The sequence below is a fragment of the Polynucleobacter parvulilacunae genome (assembly GCF_018881715.1).
Lineage (GTDB): Bacteria > Pseudomonadota > Gammaproteobacteria > Burkholderiales > Burkholderiaceae > Polynucleobacter > Polynucleobacter parvulilacunae.
The window spans coordinates 362,994-379,670 of record NZ_JACVPW010000002.1; the positions used below are offsets into that span (position 1 = coordinate 362,994).

Sequence of the window (16,677 nt, forward strand, 5' to 3'; positions counted from 1 at the left end):
TCGGGGGTGAAGTCTTCAAAGCTTTTTACTAAAACTGTATTGTGCAAATGCCTGTTCAGCCACATTAAACCACTGTGCTTCCATGTTTCTGAAGGCGCGATAGTCATCAAAGATCTTTTTGAATTGCGGGTTCTTGGCAGACTCTTCTGTATAAGTGTCCTGACTTGCTTTAAAGCACGCATCTAAGATTGAAGAGTTGAACTTACGCAGGACAGCGCCATTCTGAAGCAAGCGTTGTAGTGCTGGCGGATTGAGTGCGTCGTATTTAGCGCACATATCGGTATGCGCCTCGAAACAAGCAGCTTCCCAAGCTGCCTGGTATGCAGGCGGCAAGGAATCCCACTGCTTCTTATTCACCAAGAAAGAAAGTCCAGCAGCGCCTTCCCAGAAGGCAGGATAGTAATAGTTCTTGGCAACCTTTGCTAAGCCTAATTTTTCATCATCGTATGGACCAACAAATTCTGCAGCATCAATCGTGCCTTTTTCTAGTGCAGAGTAAATCTCGCCTGCAGGCAACTGTTGTGGCACAACACCGAGCTTTGCGAGTACTTGCCCAGCAAAGCCTGCGATACGGAATTTCAGACCCTTAAGATCTTCTGGCGATTTAATTTCCTTACGAAACCAACCACCCATTTGTGTGCCAGTCTGCCCGCCCAGAAAATTCACAATGTTGTAACTGGCATAGAGCTCGCGCATGAGCTTCATACCATTGCCGTGCAGCATCCAGGCGGATTGTTGACGGGCAGTCATACCAAATGGAGCGGCAGTATCGAAAATAAATGCGCTGTTCTTACCGAGATAGTAGTAGCTAGCAGTATGTCCGCACTCTACCGTGCCATTCTGTACTGCATCCAACACTTGCAGTGCAGGCACCACCTCTCCAGCCGCAAATACTTTGACATTAAATTTGCCATCAGTTGCTTTGCTTAAAGCCTTAGCAAACACCTCAGGAGTGCCAAACAATGTATCCAATGATTTAGGAAAGCTCGATACCAAACGCCAATTGAGGGTTGGCAGGCTTTGCGCAATAGATGGCGCAGCAAGGGCTGCAGCGCCAGCGCCAATAGTGGCTTTCTTTAAAAATGAACGTCTTTGCATTGTCCTTACCCCTTTAAGAAATAGTGAGTTTGTCTTCGGTTACTGCGTTTATTTTCCACCAACCGTCATCGATCCCAATAAGATAGATCCCGTTTCCTTGGTGCCGCGTATAAGAGTATCGCTACCAATCAATTGAATATCTAACAGCATATCGCGCAAGTTACCTGCAATGGTGACCTCTTCAACCGGATACTGAATCTCGCCATTCTCCACCCAATAACCAAAGGCACCACGAGAGTAATCGCCTGTGACGTAATTCACGCCCTGCCCCATGAGCTCGGTAACCAATAAACCAGTACCCATCTCTTTTAGCAAAGCAGGCAAACCACCTTTGGGAGTTTTTTTACTCTTCAGTGTAAGGTGATGAGAGCCACCAGCATTACCAGTAGTTTGCATACCTAACTTACGTGCCGAATAGGTTGATAAAAAATACCCTTCTAGAATTCCTTTATCAACGACTGTACGGGCGGAAGTTTTTACACCTTCTTCGTCAAATGGCGCACTACCCGTCATAGCTTTCAAATGCGGATCTTCGAATAGGCTGACGTGCTTTGGCAACACTTGCTTACCCAAACTATCGAGCAGAAAGCTGGAGCGGCGGTATAAAGCACCACCTGAGACCGCCTGCACCAAGCCTCCCAATAAGCCAGCAGCTAAGGGCGCTTCAAAGATTACTGGGCAACGCCTCGTAGTTAACGAGCGTGCTTTTAACCTTGAAAGTGCCCGCTGAGCAGCATAGATTCCAATTGCAGCAGGATCTGCCAACTCTTCCGGAATGCGAGAGCTTGAATACCAATCATCGCGCTGCATATGCCCTTTCTTACCACCCTCATTTGCAATGGGCGCACAAGAAATGTAGTGACGAGAAAATGGATAGCCTCCCATAAACCCATGCGAGGTACCCATCATAAAATGCGCATGATGCGCTGATACAGAAGCGCCATCACTATTTTGGATTTGCTTACTTACTGAAAATGCTGCACCTTCAGCAGTACGCGCAATTTCTACAGCGCGTACTGCATCTAAATTCCATGGATGAAATAAATCAAGATCCAGCGGATTTTTTTCCAAGAGCTCAGCTTCAGCAGGACCCGCACATAAATCTTCAGCGGTATGCTGCGCAATATGATACGCAGCATCCACTGTGGCCTTTAGAGACTCTTTAGAAAAATCGCTTGTACTGGCATTACCGCGATGATGACCCAAAAATACCGTAACCCCAACTTGCTTATCCAAACTTTGCTCGATAGTTTCAACCTCACCTTTGCGGACGGTTACCGAAAGACCCTGACCCTCAGAAACTTCGGCAATGGCATCTGAGGCACCCCTTCTTTTGGCCTCTTTAAGCATGAAATCGATGATTTCTTGAAACTGGTTGGATGTGTATGTAAACATGCCCTAATAATAGCTAGAATAGAAATATGAAGCATACAGAAGCCCTAAAACGAAATAGCCCAAATGAGGTCAAAATTGGCCTGATTTCCATCTCGGATCGCGCCAGTAAGGGCGTTTATCAGGATGAGGGCATTCCCGCCCTGCAAACCTGGCTCACGAAGGCAATTAGTAATCCCTGCGTTTTTCATGAACGCCTGATTGCCGATGAATCTGAAGCGATTACCGAGACTATTGTTGAATTGGTTGATGAACTAGGGTGCGATTTAGTCCTCACCACAGGCGGCACAGGCCCCTCCAGAAGAGATGTCACCCCAGAGGCTACTCGTGAGGCTGGAACCCGTGAGATGCCCGGATTTGGCGAGCAGATGCGTCAAATTAGCCTGCACTTTGTACCAACTGCAATTCTCTCCAGACAAACTGCAGTCCTCAGAGAAATTGACGGCCATGCCGCTCTAGTCATTAACTTGCCTGGACAGCCTAAGGCGATTGCAGAAACGCTGGAAGGCCTCAAGGATGAAAATGGCAAATCCATCGTGCCCGGCATTTTTGCCGCAGTGCCTTATTGCATTGACTTGATTGGTGGCCCATACATCGAAACCGATGAAACAGTCATCAAGGTCTTCAGACCAAAGAGCGCCATCAAAAAATGATTGACCGCCTTAGCAGATAAACAAAAGGTCCGCAGTGCGGACCTTTTTCTTCTCTCTTTTTCTTTTTTCGCCGTCCTTATTTACTGCTGAGGCAAGGGAATAATAAATTTCTCGCGATAGTACTTAAGCTCTTCAATCGACTCTTCGATATCAGCTAAAGCAGTATGTGCCTGGTTCTTAGTAAAGCCTTTAACCAATTCTGGATGCCAGCGCTTGCACAATTCTTTTAATGTAGATACATCGATATTTCGATAATGAAAGTAAGCCTCTAACTTAGGCATGTACTTCGCCATAAAGCGTCTGTCTTGGCCAATCGTATTGCCACACATTGGCGCAATACCAGCCTTGATGTATTTTTTCAAAAAAGCAATGCATTCTGCTTCAACGGTCGCCTCATCCAAAGTGGATGCCTTTACCTTATCGATCAAACCAGAGCGGCCATGAGTACCCTTATTCCAGGCATCCATTGCATCTAAGACTGTGTCTTCTTGATGCACTACCCAGACAGGGGCGGTGGCGATGGTGTTGAGGTGGGCATCCGTAACAATGATGGCAATTTCCAGAATTCGTTCGTTTTCTGGATTTAGTCCTGACATCTCCATATCCACCCAAATGAGATGCTCATTGGCTGGTGCCGCCTTAGTTGTTGCCACGGCTGCTACTGTGGCTGTAGTGTTGATTTGCTCGCTCATATCTATAATGATCTCATGACATTCACAATTGTTTTCCTAATCGCCTTTATCGCCAGCTTTGGCCTTCGCCACTGGCTATCCCAACGTCAAATTCGCTATGTAGCACAGCATCGCAATGCCGTCCCTGCAGATTTCGCTGAAAAAGTGACTTTAGCCGAACATCAAAAGGCTGCCGACTACACCATCGCCAAATTACGTCTGGGCATTTTAGAGAACGGGGTCAGCGCCATTATTTTAATTGGCTTCACCTTACTAGGTGGACTGCAGATTTTGAATATGGCTTTACTCCAATTCTTAGGCGAAGGCGTTGCTCAGCAAATTGCTTTGCTAGTCTCCATTGTGATTATTTCCGGAATACTCGATATCCCCTTCTCTTGGTACAAACAGTTCCATCTTGAAGAGCGCTTTGGCTTTAATCGCATGGGCAAGAAATTATTCTTCTCAGACATATTTAAAGGCATGGCAGTAGGCGGGGCGATTGGCATTCCATTGCTCTGGGTCATTCTGACTTTGATGGCAAAAGCGGGGGATTTATGGTGGCTGTGGGCATGGGCAGTTTTGACTGCGTTTAGCTTGTTGATGCAGTGGATCTTCCCAACCTTTATTGCCCCACTCTTTAATAAGTTTCAAGCTTTAGAAGATGGTCCTTTAAAAACACAGATTGAAGCACTACTCAAACGCTGTGATTTTGCCAGCCAAGGTTTATTTGTGATGGATGGCAGTAAACGTAGTGCTCACGGCAATGCATTCTTTGCCGGAATGGGCAAAGCAAAGCGAATTGTATTTTTTGATACCTTAATTGAGAAACTCAACCCAGGCGAAGTAGAGGCTGTTCTTGCTCATGAGCTTGGCCACTTTAAATGCAAACATATTCGCAAACGTCTCTTGGTTTCCTTCGCCCTGAGCTTTGGTATGTTCGCCCTCCTGGGCTGGATTAGCACCAAGGTGTGGTTCTATACAGACTTAGGTGTAATGCCTAATCTCAATGGTTACAACGGTGGCTTAGCCCTGGCGCTCTTTATGCTGGTATCGCCTGTCTTTAGCTTCTTCTTCACGCCACTATCTAGCCTTGCTTCTCGCAAACATGAATATGAAGCAGATGGCTTTGCTGCTGAAAAATCTTCTGCAAAAGATTTGATTACTGCCTTAGTAAAGTTGTATCAAGACAATGCATCGACCCTAACGCCAGATCCGATCTACACCGCTTTCTATAGCTCGCATCCGCCTGCACCATTGCGCATTGCCAACTTGCAACGCTTTAGCTCATAACAATGGAACAGTTTCATGCGCTACTGATTGCCTCTTATGGGAGACATTATTTAGCGCAGCGTTTGATTGCCGATGCTAGTGGTCAAGAATCACCTGATGGCCCACTGATTCAAGTCAGTACGCCAGCCAAGCAACACATCGGTGCCGTGGGTGATCGTATGTTGTTGGAGATGACTTCAGCCGATCAAGCGCGCATTATTCAAATTGAACCTCGAGAAAATCTTCTCTATCGCTCTGATGCTTTTAAGAGTAAGTTGATTGCATCCAACGTCGATCAAATTCTAGTAGTGCTCGCAACGCAACCGGCTTTCTCGCCAGATCTATTGGGTAGAGCAGTAGTAGCTGCAGAGGCCAATCAAATTGGCTTGCATATTTTGCTAAACAAGTGCGATCTCAAAGATAATTTGGAGCATGCGCGCAAAATCATCGCGCCCTATGCACGCATGGGCTATCAAGTGAGCGAAGTCTCCGCCAAATTTGATCCAGCATCCATCGATGCTTTGCGCGCTGCCTTACAAGGTAAGGTCTCGGTCTTTGTGGGACAGTCAGGTATGGGTAAATCTAGCCTACTCAATGCCTGGATACCCAATGCTGCCGCGTTGACCCAAGAATATTCTGTGCGCTTAGATACCGGTAAACACACTACTACTGCCTGTCGTTACTTCGAATTACCTGAGACATGGGGAAGAGATGAGACTGGCAAACTTGGAGCGCTTATTGACTCACCAGGCTTCCAAGAATTTGGCTTAGCGCATATGTCAGTCAGTGAATTGCAGCACGCCTTTAGAGAATTCAAAGACTTGCTAGGTAAGTGTCGCTTTCATAATTGCGCACATCTCTCGGAACCTGATTGCGCAGTGCGTGAAGCGGTAGACAAAAATGAAATAGCGCCAGAAAGACTGGCGCTATTCAGACAGCTGCACTCAGATTCGAAAACAGCTGATGTGCAAATTCAAGGAATTAGCCAAGCCAAAGAGCGATGGTCAGCATTAGCAACAAAGCCATCCAAGCGATAACCAAGCGCCACACCAATCCCACTGCAGAGCGCATCGTGCGCTCAGTAGGCTCAAGACCTACTTCATAAACAACTGGCTCACCAGCTTCAGCCATACGCAAGGCTTCATCACTATCAGGCTCACTCATAGGCTCACCTAGACGAACACCAAGTGCACCACTACCAGCAGCGAGAATCACTGCAGACAAAGAGTCTGACCATTTTTGCGTGAGATAACGCCAGCCATATACAGCGCCTTCGAAGTTACCAACAATCGCAAAGCCCATTGCAGTAATGCGCGCAGGAACCCAATCCAACACGTAAAAGAAATGGCGGGCAGACTCACTTAAGTTGAAGTCGCCACGCTCTGACCAACGTTGTGCAGCAATATCAGCCAAGCGATACAGCACAACGCCCGCAGGGCCCATCGGCATCATGAACCAGAACAGCACGCCAAAGACATGGTGATGCGAGCCGATGATGGCGCGCTCTAACGCCAAAGAAATTACTTCGGTCTCAGTCAAACTCGTAGTGTCTAATTCTGGTCCGTACCACTCGCCTAAAGCTATACGAGCTGCCGACAAGTCGTGCGCTTCAATCGCTTCATGAACTGCAGTAAAAGAATGGCTAAATTGACGGAAACCAAAGAACAAGTAAGCAATAACGATGTTCCAAAGAAAACCTAAGATTGGGTAAGTCACCATACAAGTGACATACACAATGAAGACTAAAAAAGTTGGCAGTATGAAAGCCACTAAGCAGGCCATACGAGCACCTACTGGACTTGCCCCATTCTCAGTCTTACCGCCGAATTCAGCAGCGACCCAATCTAACCAGCGAGCGCATACACGCGCAATCCAATGGCTTGAAGTGACTGGGCGGTATTGCTCAGCAATAAGGGCGAAGAGAATAGAAAAGAAAGTCATACTTTTAATAAATGATAAAGGTTACGCAACATTCCCGCAGTAGCACCCCAAATAAAGCGGTTCTCATAAGGCATTGAATAAAAACGACGACCACCCTGCTCACTTTGCCACAATCTGACCTGATGGTTAGCGGGATCCAGCAAAAAACTGAGAGGCACTTCAAATACATCAGCAACCTCAAACTCATCTAGGACATATTCTGCCTGAGCTTGAACCAATCCTACTACTGGAGTGACGCTATAGCCAGAAACTGTTAAGTACTGAGGTAGATGACCAATAATCTCCACCCGCCTAGGATCTAGTCCGATTTCTTCTTGGCTTTCGCGTAAAGCGGTGTCATTGGGACTTTGGTCTTCAGGATCCATGCGACCCCCTGGAAAACTAATTTGCCCTGCATGATCCCGTAAATGATTAGTTCTTTGCGTCAATAGCACTGATAAGCCGTCCTCTTTCAATACAAGCGGGATCAGCACTGCTGCTTTGGTGACTTTTCCTACAGCCTCGCGTTTGGCAATAATATCTGCCGCAATCACGTGACGATTTTCATCGGTAATTTCAGGTTGCCATTGTGGTGGCGACTGAAGGCGAGCCTTCAAGCCAGCAGGCTCTAAAAATTCTGCTGCAACTTTCTTTTCACCCGCACAAACCTGATGGATCGGAATCGCTTGCGCATCAAACCCCGGAGGCGCAGCAACATTAATTGCGTTGTCTTCAGGAGTGGAGTTCTTAGGCATATTCATATTCTAAGGCAACAAAAAAGGCGACCGAGGCCGCCTTTTTTACTTCAAGCCGGAATTTACTCTGCGGCTGGAGTTGCCACTGCTACTTTACGCGCAGGAAGCTTCTCTTTAATACGTGCAGACTTACCTGAACGATCGCGCAAGTAGTACAACTTAGCACGACGTACATCACCGCGACGCTTCACTTCAACGCTAGCGATCAATGGTGAGTAAGTTTGGAATGTACGCTCTACACCTTCGCCAGATGAAATCTTGCGAACGATAAAGCTGGAATTGAGTCCGCGATTACGCTTTGCAATCACAACACCTTCAAACGCCTGAGTACGCTTACGCGCACCTTCAACAACGTTTACACCAACAACGACTGTGTCGCCAGGAGCAAAGCTTGGCAATACTTTGTTAGCACTTAAGCGAGCAATTTCTTCTTGCTCAATTTTTTCAATTAAATTCATTTTTAATCCTTAAACATCGTATTAGCGTTTAATCCCGAGATATAAATCAACGGACCTAATAGAGGATGCAGTTAAAACAATTTCACTAAACCAAAAACCAAACCACCTATTCACTACTGCACACTACTGAAAGTACTTACAGAGAGCGAAGAAATTGTTCATCTTCTCGGGTTAGTAACCCTTTGGCTCTGGCCGATTCAATTAAGTCCGACCTTAACCTGAACGTCAGCTCTAAAGACTTCTGCCGACGCCAATCCGCTATTTTAGCGTGATGTCCGCCTAAAAGCACGTCTGGGACAGATAAATTTTCATATATTTCAGGGCGAGTGTAGTGTGGGTAGTCCAAAAGACCGTTCATAAAGCTATCCTGGGCAGCGGATTCGCCATCCCCAAGAGCCCCTGGAATGAGCCTAATTACCGCATCCATCATTGCCATGGCAGGGATTTCACCTCCAGAAAGCACAAAATCCCCAATAGAGAGCTGCAAATCCACGTTTCGGTCAACAAAACGCTGGTCTATAGCCTCATATCGACCACATATAAAACTTAAATTACCGTAACTGAGGATATCTGTCGCTATCTTCTGAGAAAAACGCTCACCTTGGGGTGCCAATAGGCAAATTGGACCACTTTTAACGCCTGCAGCTTGGTGAGACGCCTTAATTCCAGCAACTGCGTCCTCCAATGGTTTGGCCATCATGACCATTCCGGGGCCGCCGCCGTAAGCACGGTCATCTACCGTTTTACGAGGATCCAAGCAAAAGTCTCGGGGATTCCAAAGATGGACGCTAGCTAGGGATTGTTCACATGCCCGTCCAGTAACGCCCCACTTTGTTAAAGCAGAGAACATTTCCGGAAACAAGGTCACAACATCAAAGCGCATATCAGTAGTAATTTTTAAACTTGGTCTAACGATCGCATTCGCTCTTATTGCCAGTCAGACTGCCAATCAAGCGTAATCGTTTTATTTGGTAAGTCGACGTTTTGCACCACCTCTTTAACAAACGGCACCAAATATTGACTTGTCTTTGTTGTCGCATCACCAATCGCGATAACACCATGAGCACCGTTCTCAGTAACCTCAATTACTTCGCCAAGCACTTCACCTTGCAAATTGATTGCATTGCATCCGATAAGATCTACCCAGTAGTACGAATCACTTTCCGCTTTAGGAAAAGCATCACGCGCCACTAAGATACGCGACCCTTTTAAAGCCAGCGCTTGATCACGATCACTCACGCCCTCTAACGCCATCACGACATTACCGCTATGCATCTTGGCGCTTTTAACTTTGTACTGAGCCAGAGAAGCTTGCTCTGCAGATGCAGAAACGCCTGCATCCCTACGCGGGATCAGAGATAACCAAACAGACTTAGAAGAGAGAAGTGCTACAGGTTCGGGTGAGTGAGGTCTAACCTTCACTTGCCCCTGCAAACCTTGCGCCTCAGAGATGGCGCCAAGTTCAATTAATTCATCTAGGGAAGGCGTACTCATTTGTAAGACACCTTATTTTCCCAAGATAGAACTACTAAAAATTCTGTCACTAAATACCTCATCCGATCGATGAAGTATTTAGCAGTCGAATATTAAACAGCTGGATTGTTTTTGATCAAACGAACTACTGTTGGGGAGATTTGCGCGCCAACACCAGTCCAGTAAGTCAAACGATCTTGAGCAATACGCATTGCTTGCTCAGTCGCGGCTGCTTGTGGATTGAAGTAACCAATACGCTCGATAAAGTTCGAGTCACGACGGTTGCGTTTATCAGTAGCAACGATGCTGTAAAAAGGGCGCTTCTTAGAACCGCCGCGTGCCAGTCGAATGACGACCATACTTATTCCTTAAAATCTAAAATGAAAACAGGTTGATTACAACCCAATGAAATTTCTACAAAAAACCTTGGGCTCCAGCTCACCAAATAAAGATACGGTAGAGCGGAAAACCTCATATTCTAGACGAAAACCCCTACTTCTTCCACCTATTTAAGCAGACAAGACAGTAGAATAGATCACAAGCTATAGTAAAAAATACATTAAAAACAATAACTTAGACAAATATGACCGCTAAATCCAGTCTTTCAGGCCACACTAGAAGCCCCTTAAATAGACTTTTTCTGACGCTTTCTTGCCTGAGTCTTGGACTTTTAGTCGGCTGCGCTAGTGTAATTCCTCCGTGTGGAGCCAAAATCAGCCCACCAAGCAGTGAACTCAAAAATACCAAATGGGAGCTCACCCGCTGGAACCTACCCCCTAATACCAATGGTGAGGTGCGCACTCGCCAGATTCCCCAAGGCGACGCGAGCAACCCTATCCAAATCATTTTTGATGCCAATGGGCAACGTATCAGCGGCTCAACTGGATGCAATCGCTTTACTGCAACGCTGGATGAGGATGCTCGCGGTTTTTCACTCAAGCAAATCGCCAGCACCAAAATGGCTTGCAGCCCACAGCGCATGGAATTGGAGAATGATTTTCTCTATGAGTTAAACGACTATCGCAGCATCGTACGTAACGGCGATCAATTGCTCATGATTGGCACCGATCGCGAAGTGCTCAGCTTTACCCAAAAACAAAATAAATAAATATCGTTAAGATTAAATAAGCATCGGCAACTCTACAGAAATTCTTATGAAAAAATCCAAATTTCTTTTTTGCGCACTCGGGTTCATTTTCCCTGGCAGCGGACTCAATTGCTTTTACCTCCAAGGTCTCAAATCTTTTTGGGCATGGGTTCAGTTGTTTGCCTTGATTGGTGGAGTAGCAGGTTGGCTCATTCTGAAAGACGCTCACTTTCATTCAGCACCAGGATGGGTGCTGGTTACATTTGGCTTTATTGCAATTGAAGCAAGCTGGTTGACTACTATCGCCTTTGGCCTGCGCCTTGATGAAAAGTGGGATGCCCAATTTAATCCTGGCATCGAAGAACACCGCCGCAGCCGCTCTGGCTGGCCAGTGATCTTGACAGTAATTTTCTCTTTAGTCTTTGGCGCTGGCGTGATGATGACTTTTTTAGCAGTCTCATTTGAGCAATTCTTTATTTCTCAAATTCATGAAGCAAAAAAGCTATCTCAGTAATTGCAGATAGCTTTTTATTACAAGAGCCGCTCTTTGGAGCGGTTTTTTTATTCTTTTTTTAAGTCTCTTTAGAACTGCTCTACTTGTAAAGCATTTGTAGAGTGGCCACTTTCAACAATCGATGTAGCCAAGGCTTGTGCTTGAGGCATGAGATTCTCCGCAAAGAAACGCGCTGTAGCAATCTTGGCATCATAGAACTTTGGATCAGCATCGCGCAAGCGTTCTGCCGCTAAAAGCGCCCTCGCCATTTGCCAACCACCCAATACGAGACCTGACAAACGCAGATAAGCAAAACTGCCTGCGTAGACTGCTTTGATATCGGTCTTCGCATTTGCCACCACATAAGCAACCGCTTGCTCAAATGCAGCACGTGCCAATGTGAGTTGCTTGAGTACCGCTTTAGCATCATTACTACCACTTGCAGCCAAATCTTTTTCGGTAGCAGCTATGCGTTGTGAAAGCTCCTTTGCAATAGCGCCACCATCACGAACTGTTTTTCTTCCAACCAAGTCATTCGCCTGAATCGCAGTAGTACCTTCATAAATCGTCAAGATACGTGCATCACGGTAATGCTGAGCAGCGCCAGTCTCTTCAATAAAGCCCATGCCGCCGTGCACTTGAACACCCAAGCTAGCAACTTCAATCGACATCTCTGTAGAGAAGCCTTTGACGATTGGTACCAAAAACTCATAAATCGCTTGATTGGCTTTGCGCACTGCTTCATCAGGTGCGGCGTGCTGCGCATCATAGGCAGAGGCGGCATAGTAAGCCAGCGCACGTGAAGCTTCTGTGTAGGAACGCATCGTCATCAACATGCGCTTCACATCCGGCTGATGAATAATCGCCACGGGGCCAGGAGACCCAGCTAAGTCACGGCTTTGCACGCGATCTTTAGCGTATTGAACCGCCTTTTGATAAGCACGCTCTGCTACAGCTACACCTTGCATACCCACCGCAAAGCGCGCCGCATTCATCATCACGAACATGTATTCAAGTCCGCGATTTTCTTCGCCAACTAGGTAGCCGACTGCGCCGCCATGATCGCCAAACTGCAGAACCGCTGTTGGACTCGCTTTAATACCGAGCTTATGTTCGATCGAAACGCAATGTACATCGTTACGTTCGCCCAATGAACCATCTTTGTTCACCATGAACTTCGGCACAACAAATAATGAAATACCCTTCACGCCCTCTGGCGCATCAGGTGTTCTTGCCAACACTAAATGGATAATATTCTTAGCCATATCGTGCTCACCATAGGTGATGTAAATTTTGGTTCCGAAAATCTTGTAGGTGCCATCACCCTGCGGCACGGCGCGTGAGCGAACCATCGATAAATCAGAACCTGCTTGTGGCTCTGTCAGGTTCATGGTGCCCGTCCACTCACCAGAAATCATCTTCGGAACATATTGTTCTTGAAGTTCTGGACTAGCAGCAGTCAATAAGGCCTCAATCGCGCCATCAGTAAGCAATGGGCAAAGCGCAAAAGAAAGATTTGCTGCATTCACCATCTCTAAACAGGCAGTGGATATTAACTTTGGTAGACCTTGACCACCAAACTCCGCCGGATGAATTACACCCTGCCATCCTGCAGCAGCGTATTGTTCAAATGCATTCTTGAAACCCGGAGTGGTTGTCACTACACCATCTTTTAAGGAGCTTGGATTTTGATCACCAACCCAATTAAGTGGGGCAACAACATCTTGATTAAATTTGGCAGACTCTTCCAAAATCGCTGGCGCTAGATCAACATCTGCACCGGCCTCTGCATAAGAAGGATAGGCAACAACATCCGATAGCCCAGCCAGCTCATTCATCACAAACAACATATCTTTCACTGGGGCTACGTATGGCATTACAACTCCTCTTTATACAGTTTGATGCTTAATTAATCTTTAACTTCAATGTCAGCTCAACCAAGTGCCTTTGTTAACTCCGGCACAGCAGTATTTAAATCTGCTACTAGACCATAGTCAGCCACACCAAAGATTGGCGCCTCTGGATCTTTATTGATTGCCACGATGACCTTGGAATCCTTCATGCCAGCCAAATGCTGGATGGCGCCTGAGATACCAACAGCGATATAAAGCTGTGGAGCCACAATCTTACCGGTCTGACCAACCTGGTAGTCATTCGGTACATAACCCGCATCAACAGCAGCACGGGATGCACCCAAAGCAGCACCGAGCTTATCAGCCAAAGGTGTAATGAGTTCTTGATACTTCTCGCCTGAGCCCAAACCACGGCCACCAGAAACAATGATCTTGGCAGCAGTTAACTCTGGGCGATCAGACTTAGTCAGTTCACGACCAACAAAAGAAGATTGGGCCTTACTATCTGCAGCAGCTGCCTTTTCAACAGCAGCTGAACCACCAGTAGCAGCCACAGGATCAAAACCAGTGGTACGTACAGTGATGACTTTGATTGGATCAGCACTTTGCACAGTGGCAATGGCATTACCTGCATAGATTGGACGCTCAAAAGTATCTGCACTAACTACTTTAGTAATGTCAGATAACTGCGCTACATCCAACTTGGCAGCAACGCGTGGTAATACATTCTTGCCATTGGCAGTTGCAGGAGCGAGGATATGACTGTAATTGTTTGCAATAGAGAGAATTTGCGCAGCCAAAGGCTCAGCCAATTGATCAGCCAAATTAGCTGCATCTATTTGAATCACTTTGCGTACACCAGCAATTTGAGCTGCGGCAGCTACAGCAGCATCAGCACCGCTACCAGCAACGAGTACATCCACCTCAGGGGAGCACTGCAAAGCAGCCGCTACCGCATTAAGGGTTGCGGCCTTTAATGATTGATTATCGTGTTCAGCAATAACTAGTGCGGCCATTTAGATCACCTTCGCTTCATTTTTGAGTTTATCTACAAGGGCTGCTATATCAGCAACCATTACGCCAGCAGAACGCTTAGGCGGCTCTTCTACTTTGAGTGTTTTGAGACGTGGAGCAATATCCACACCCAAGTCTTCGGGCTTCACGATATCAATCGTCTTTTTCTTAGCCTTCATGATGTTGGGCAAAGTCACATAACGCGGTTCATTTAAACGCAAATCTGTAGTAATGACTGCAGGCAATGTGAGGGCAATGGTTTCTAAACCGCCATCCACTTCGCGGGTCACAGTAGCCTTGCCATCTGCAACCACTACTTTAGAGGCAAAGGTTGCTTGCGGGATATCCAAGAGGCTGGCCAACATTTGACCAGTTTGATTGCTATCGTCGTCAATGGCTTGCTTACCCAGAATGATGATTTGGGCCTGCTCTTTATCAGACAGTGCTTTGAGAATCTTAGCAACTGCTAGAGGTTGCAGCTCAGTATCGGTCTCAACCAGGATTGCGCGATCAGCGCCAATCGCTAATGCAGTGCGGAGTGTTTCTTGACACTGGGTAGCGCCGGCAGTAACCACTACCACCTCAGTTGCAACACCTGCTTCTTTTAAACGCACCGCTTCTTCAACAGCGATTTCGTCAAAGGGATTCATACTCATTTTGACGTTGGCTAAATCCACACCAGAGTTATCTGATTTCACCCGAATTTTGACGTTGTAATCAACAACGCGTTTTACAGCTACTAAGATTTTCATCCTAAAAACCTCTCTAATATGTATATATCAAGGATAAACCCTCAATAAAAAGCACGATCGTTTTATTTTACCTGAATATTTGCTAAATTAGACATCAATAGCGGTAGCGGATCCAGCCTGCTTGCGCAGCTCAAACTTCTGAATCTTGCCAGTGGAGGTCTTAGGTAGCTCACAGAACACAATCGCCCTAGGAACCTTAAAGCCGGCTAAATGCTGTTTGCAATGGGCAATGATTTCCTCAGGAGTTACCTCTGAGCCTGGCTTAATTTCCAGGAAGGCACAAGGGGTTTCGCCCCATTTTGGATCTGGCTTAGCAACAACTGCGGCAGCGTTCACCGCTGGGTGACGATAAAGCACATCCTCCACTTCTACTGAGGAGATATTCTCGCCGCCAGAAATAATGATGTCTTTACTACGGTCTTTCATCTTTACATAGCCATCAGGGTTCATTACAGCCAAGTCCCCTGAATGGAACCAGCCACCCTCAAAAGCCTCTTGCGTTGCTTTTTCATTCTTCAGGTAACCCTTCATGGCGATATTGCCCTTGAACATAATTTCGCCCATGGTTTCGCCATCCGCTGGAACTGGCTTCATTGTTTCTGGATCCAGAACCGCGATTGCTTGTTGCATGTGATAACGCACACCTTGACGAGCATTCAATCTAGCACGCTCACCAATATCTAAATCATTCCATTCATCTTGCTTGACGCATACAGACGCTGGACCATACACCTCAGTCAATCCATAAACGTGCGTTAAGTCAAAGCCCAACTTTTCCATGCCTTCAATAATGGATGCAGGTGGCGCAGCACCAGCAATCAAGCCTTTCACGCCCGCAGGAACACCAGCCTTTAATTCGCCTGATGCATTGACTAAAAGGTTATGGACGATTGGAGCAGCACAATAGTGGGTAACGCCGTGCTCTTTAATTGCCGCAAAAATATGCTGTGCATCAACTCGACGCAAGCACACATTCACGCCAGCACGGGCAGCAATCGTCCATGGGAAGCACCAGCCATTGCAATGGAACATTGGCAGAGTCCAAAGATATACCGGATGCTTATTAATATCCCAGTCCAACACATTTGAAACCGCATTAATTGCAGCACCACGGTGGTGATATACAACTCCTTTTGGATTACCAGTGGTACCAGAGGTGTAGTTCAAGCAAATCGCTTGCCATTCATCTGCGGGTACTTGCCATGCAAAATTAGGATCGCCTTCGGAAAGCAACTTCTCATAAGTTAACTTGCCCAACTTTTCACCAGGCACCTCAAACTCTTTTTCCTCAACATCCACCACCAAGAAATCACGGCCAGATTCTTTCTTGGCAATCTCAAGCGCTTTTTTCATTACCGCTGAAAACTCTGGATCAATGATGACTACTTTGGCCTCACCGTGATTGAGCATAAATGCGATTGACTCAGCATCTAAGCGGGTGTTCAGGGCGTTTAATACCGCACCTGACATTGGGATGCCAAAGTGGGCCTCTACCATTGGAGGTGTATTTGGCAACATCACCGCTACCGTATCACCCAAGCCAATGCCGTGTTTCTGCAAGGCGCTAGCCAGACGGCGGCAGCGCTCATAGGTTTGTTTCCAGGTTTGGCGTAACTTCCCATGAATGACGGCAGTCTTATTGGGATAAATTTGCGCCGAGCGCTCTAAAAATAATAGCGGGGTAATGGGGGTGTAGTTGGCTGGATTACGATCCAAGCCTTGTTCATAAATATTTGCCATCTTCAACTTTCGATTTCCGATTTTCGATTTCTGATTTCTGATTTCTGAT

18 protein-coding genes are annotated in these 16,677 nt (G+C 46.5%); 5 read left to right on the plus strand and 13 right to left on the minus strand.

Annotation, left to right across the window (positions count from 1 at the left end; genetic code table 11):
• Positions 1–15 precede the first annotated feature (15 nt).
• Together ICN18_RS07120 and pmbA are read right to left on the minus strand one after the other, a co-directional pair.
• The gene (locus tag ICN18_RS07120; protein ID WP_216189807.1) at positions 16–1,098 is read right to left on the minus strand and encodes a TRAP transporter substrate-binding protein; all 1,083 of its coding nucleotides are present in this window, start codon (positions 1,096–1,098) and stop codon (positions 16–18) included.
• 48 nt (positions 1,099–1,146) lie between these two features.
• The gene (pmbA, locus tag ICN18_RS07125) at positions 1,147–2,493 is read right to left on the minus strand and encodes a metalloprotease PmbA (RefSeq protein ID WP_216189808.1); all 1,347 of its coding nucleotides are present in this window, start codon (positions 2,491–2,493) and stop codon (positions 1,147–1,149) included.
• A gap of 26 nt (positions 2,494–2,519) precedes the next feature.
• On the opposite strand from pmbA, the gene mog reads away from it, so the two are divergent.
• Complete coding sequence (gene mog, locus ICN18_RS07130; protein ID WP_216189809.1) at positions 2,520–3,143, plus strand: molybdopterin adenylyltransferase; 624 nt, start codon at positions 2,520–2,522, stop codon at positions 3,141–3,143.
• Between the two features lie 80 nt (positions 3,144–3,223).
• On the opposite strand, the gene orn is transcribed toward mog, so the two are convergent.
• Positions 3,224–3,835: an oligoribonuclease gene (gene orn / locus ICN18_RS07135; RefSeq protein WP_216189810.1), complete on the minus strand. Its 612-nt coding sequence runs from the start codon at positions 3,833–3,835 to the stop codon at positions 3,224–3,226.
• Between the two features lie 15 nt (positions 3,836–3,850).
• Between orn and ICN18_RS07140 the strand changes: the two genes are divergently transcribed.
• Positions 3,851–5,104: a M48 family metallopeptidase gene (locus ICN18_RS07140; protein ID WP_216189811.1), complete on the plus strand. Its 1,254-nt coding sequence runs from the start codon at positions 3,851–3,853 to the stop codon at positions 5,102–5,104.
• A 2-nt stretch (positions 5,105–5,106) separates the two neighbouring features.
• On the plus strand, positions 5,107–6,120 hold the full coding sequence (rsgA, locus tag ICN18_RS07145; RefSeq protein ID WP_216189812.1) for a ribosome small subunit-dependent GTPase A: 1,014 nt from the start codon (positions 5,107–5,109) through the stop codon (positions 6,118–6,120).
• Here rsgA and ICN18_RS07150 read toward each other — a convergent pair.
• The 6 genes from ICN18_RS07150 to rpsP form a co-directional block, all read right to left on the minus strand.
• Complete coding sequence (locus ICN18_RS07150; RefSeq protein WP_216189813.1) at positions 6,065–7,024, minus strand: CobD/CbiB family protein; 960 nt, start codon at positions 7,022–7,024, stop codon at positions 6,065–6,067. The genes rsgA and ICN18_RS07150 overlap by 56 nt on opposite strands.
• Positions 7,021–7,758, minus strand: coding sequence for a CoA pyrophosphatase (locus ICN18_RS07155; RefSeq protein ID WP_216189814.1), 738 nt, complete (start codon positions 7,756–7,758; stop codon positions 7,021–7,023). The genes ICN18_RS07150 and ICN18_RS07155 overlap by 4 nt, the downstream gene beginning before the upstream one ends.
• Before the next feature lie 62 nt (positions 7,759–7,820).
• Entirely contained in the window at positions 7,821–8,216 is a 396-nt protein-coding gene (gene rplS, locus ICN18_RS07160; protein WP_216189815.1) for a 50S ribosomal protein L19, read from the minus strand.
• A gap of 136 nt (positions 8,217–8,352) precedes the next feature.
• Positions 8,353–9,099, minus strand: coding sequence for a tRNA (guanosine(37)-N1)-methyltransferase TrmD (gene trmD / locus ICN18_RS07165; RefSeq protein ID WP_216189816.1), 747 nt, complete (start codon positions 9,097–9,099; stop codon positions 8,353–8,355).
• Positions 9,100–9,143: 44 nt separating this feature from the next.
• On the minus strand, positions 9,144–9,710 hold the full coding sequence (gene rimM / locus ICN18_RS07170) for a ribosome maturation factor RimM (protein ID WP_216189817.1): 567 nt from the start codon (positions 9,708–9,710) through the stop codon (positions 9,144–9,146).
• Between the two features lie 92 nt (positions 9,711–9,802).
• On the minus strand, positions 9,803–10,048 hold the full coding sequence (rpsP, locus tag ICN18_RS07175; protein ID WP_011902362.1) for a 30S ribosomal protein S16: 246 nt from the start codon (positions 10,046–10,048) through the stop codon (positions 9,803–9,805).
• Between the two features lie 224 nt (positions 10,049–10,272).
• Between rpsP and ICN18_RS07180 the strand changes: the two genes are divergently transcribed.
• Positions 10,273–10,797, plus strand: coding sequence for an META domain-containing protein (locus tag ICN18_RS07180; RefSeq protein ID WP_216189818.1), 525 nt, complete (start codon positions 10,273–10,275; stop codon positions 10,795–10,797).
• A 46-nt stretch (positions 10,798–10,843) separates the two neighbouring features.
• Positions 10,844–11,290, plus strand: a complete 447-nt coding sequence (locus ICN18_RS07185; RefSeq protein WP_216189819.1) for a hypothetical protein — start codon at positions 10,844–10,846, stop codon at positions 11,288–11,290.
• A 68-nt stretch (positions 11,291–11,358) separates the two neighbouring features.
• Here ICN18_RS07185 and ICN18_RS07190 read toward each other — a convergent pair whose 3' ends face one another.
• The 4 genes from ICN18_RS07190 to ICN18_RS07205 form a co-directional block, all read right to left on the minus strand.
• On the minus strand, positions 11,359–13,146 hold the full coding sequence (locus ICN18_RS07190; RefSeq protein WP_216189820.1) for an acyl-CoA dehydrogenase: 1,788 nt from the start codon (positions 13,144–13,146) through the stop codon (positions 11,359–11,361).
• Between the two features lie 56 nt (positions 13,147–13,202).
• Positions 13,203–14,138, minus strand: coding sequence for an electron transfer flavoprotein subunit alpha/FixB family protein (locus ICN18_RS07195; RefSeq protein WP_216189821.1), 936 nt, complete (start codon positions 14,136–14,138; stop codon positions 13,203–13,205).
• Complete coding sequence (locus ICN18_RS07200; RefSeq protein ID WP_216189822.1) at positions 14,139–14,888, minus strand: electron transfer flavoprotein subunit beta/FixA family protein; 750 nt, start codon at positions 14,886–14,888, stop codon at positions 14,139–14,141.
• An 87-nt stretch (positions 14,889–14,975) separates the two neighbouring features.
• Positions 14,976–16,628 carry an acyl-CoA synthetase gene (locus tag ICN18_RS07205; RefSeq protein WP_216189823.1) on the minus strand — a complete coding sequence of 551 codons (1,653 nt, stop codon included), beginning with the start codon at positions 16,626–16,628 and terminating at the stop codon, positions 14,976–14,978.
• Positions 16,629–16,677 lie beyond the last annotated feature (49 nt).

Coding starts and splice junctions, on each gene's coding strand:
- ICN18_RS07120 (WP_216189807.1), bottom strand. CDS start 1,098: ATGCAAAGACGTTCATTTTTAAAGAAAGCCACTATTGGCGCTGGCGCT.
- pmbA (WP_216189808.1), bottom strand. CDS start 2,493: ATGTTTACATACACATCCAACCAGTTTCAAGAAATCATCGATTTCATG.
- mog (WP_216189809.1), top strand. CDS start 2,520: ATGAAGCATACAGAAGCCCTAAAACGAAATAGCCCAAATGAGGTCAAA.
- orn (WP_216189810.1), bottom strand. CDS start 3,835: ATGAGCGAGCAAATCAACACTACAGCCACAGTAGCAGCCGTGGCAACA.
- ICN18_RS07140 (WP_216189811.1), top strand. CDS start 3,851: ATGACATTCACAATTGTTTTCCTAATCGCCTTTATCGCCAGCTTTGGC.
- rsgA (WP_216189812.1), top strand. CDS start 5,107: ATGGAACAGTTTCATGCGCTACTGATTGCCTCTTATGGGAGACATTAT.
- ICN18_RS07150 (WP_216189813.1), bottom strand. CDS start 7,024: ATGACTTTCTTTTCTATTCTCTTCGCCCTTATTGCTGAGCAATACCGC.
- ICN18_RS07155 (WP_216189814.1), bottom strand. CDS start 7,758: ATGCCTAAGAACTCCACTCCTGAAGACAACGCAATTAATGTTGCTGCG.
- rplS (WP_216189815.1), bottom strand. CDS start 8,216: ATGAATTTAATTGAAAAAATTGAGCAAGAAGAAATTGCTCGCTTAAGT.
- trmD (WP_216189816.1), bottom strand. CDS start 9,099: ATGCGCTTTGATGTTGTGACCTTGTTTCCGGAAATGTTCTCTGCTTTA.
- rimM (WP_216189817.1), bottom strand. CDS start 9,710: ATGAGTACGCCTTCCCTAGATGAATTAATTGAACTTGGCGCCATCTCT.
- rpsP (WP_011902362.1), bottom strand. CDS start 10,048: ATGGTCGTCATTCGACTGGCACGCGGCGGTTCTAAGAAGCGCCCTTTT.
- ICN18_RS07180 (WP_216189818.1), top strand. CDS start 10,273: ATGACCGCTAAATCCAGTCTTTCAGGCCACACTAGAAGCCCCTTAAAT.
- ICN18_RS07185 (WP_216189819.1), top strand. CDS start 10,844: ATGAAAAAATCCAAATTTCTTTTTTGCGCACTCGGGTTCATTTTCCCT.
- ICN18_RS07190 (WP_216189820.1), bottom strand. CDS start 13,146: ATGCCATACGTAGCCCCAGTGAAAGATATGTTGTTTGTGATGAATGAG.
- ICN18_RS07195 (WP_216189821.1), bottom strand. CDS start 14,138: ATGGCCGCACTAGTTATTGCTGAACACGATAATCAATCATTAAAGGCC.
- ICN18_RS07200 (WP_216189822.1), bottom strand. CDS start 14,888: ATGAAAATCTTAGTAGCTGTAAAACGCGTTGTTGATTACAACGTCAAA.
- ICN18_RS07205 (WP_216189823.1), bottom strand. CDS start 16,628: ATGGCAAATATTTATGAACAAGGCTTGGATCGTAATCCAGCCAACTAC.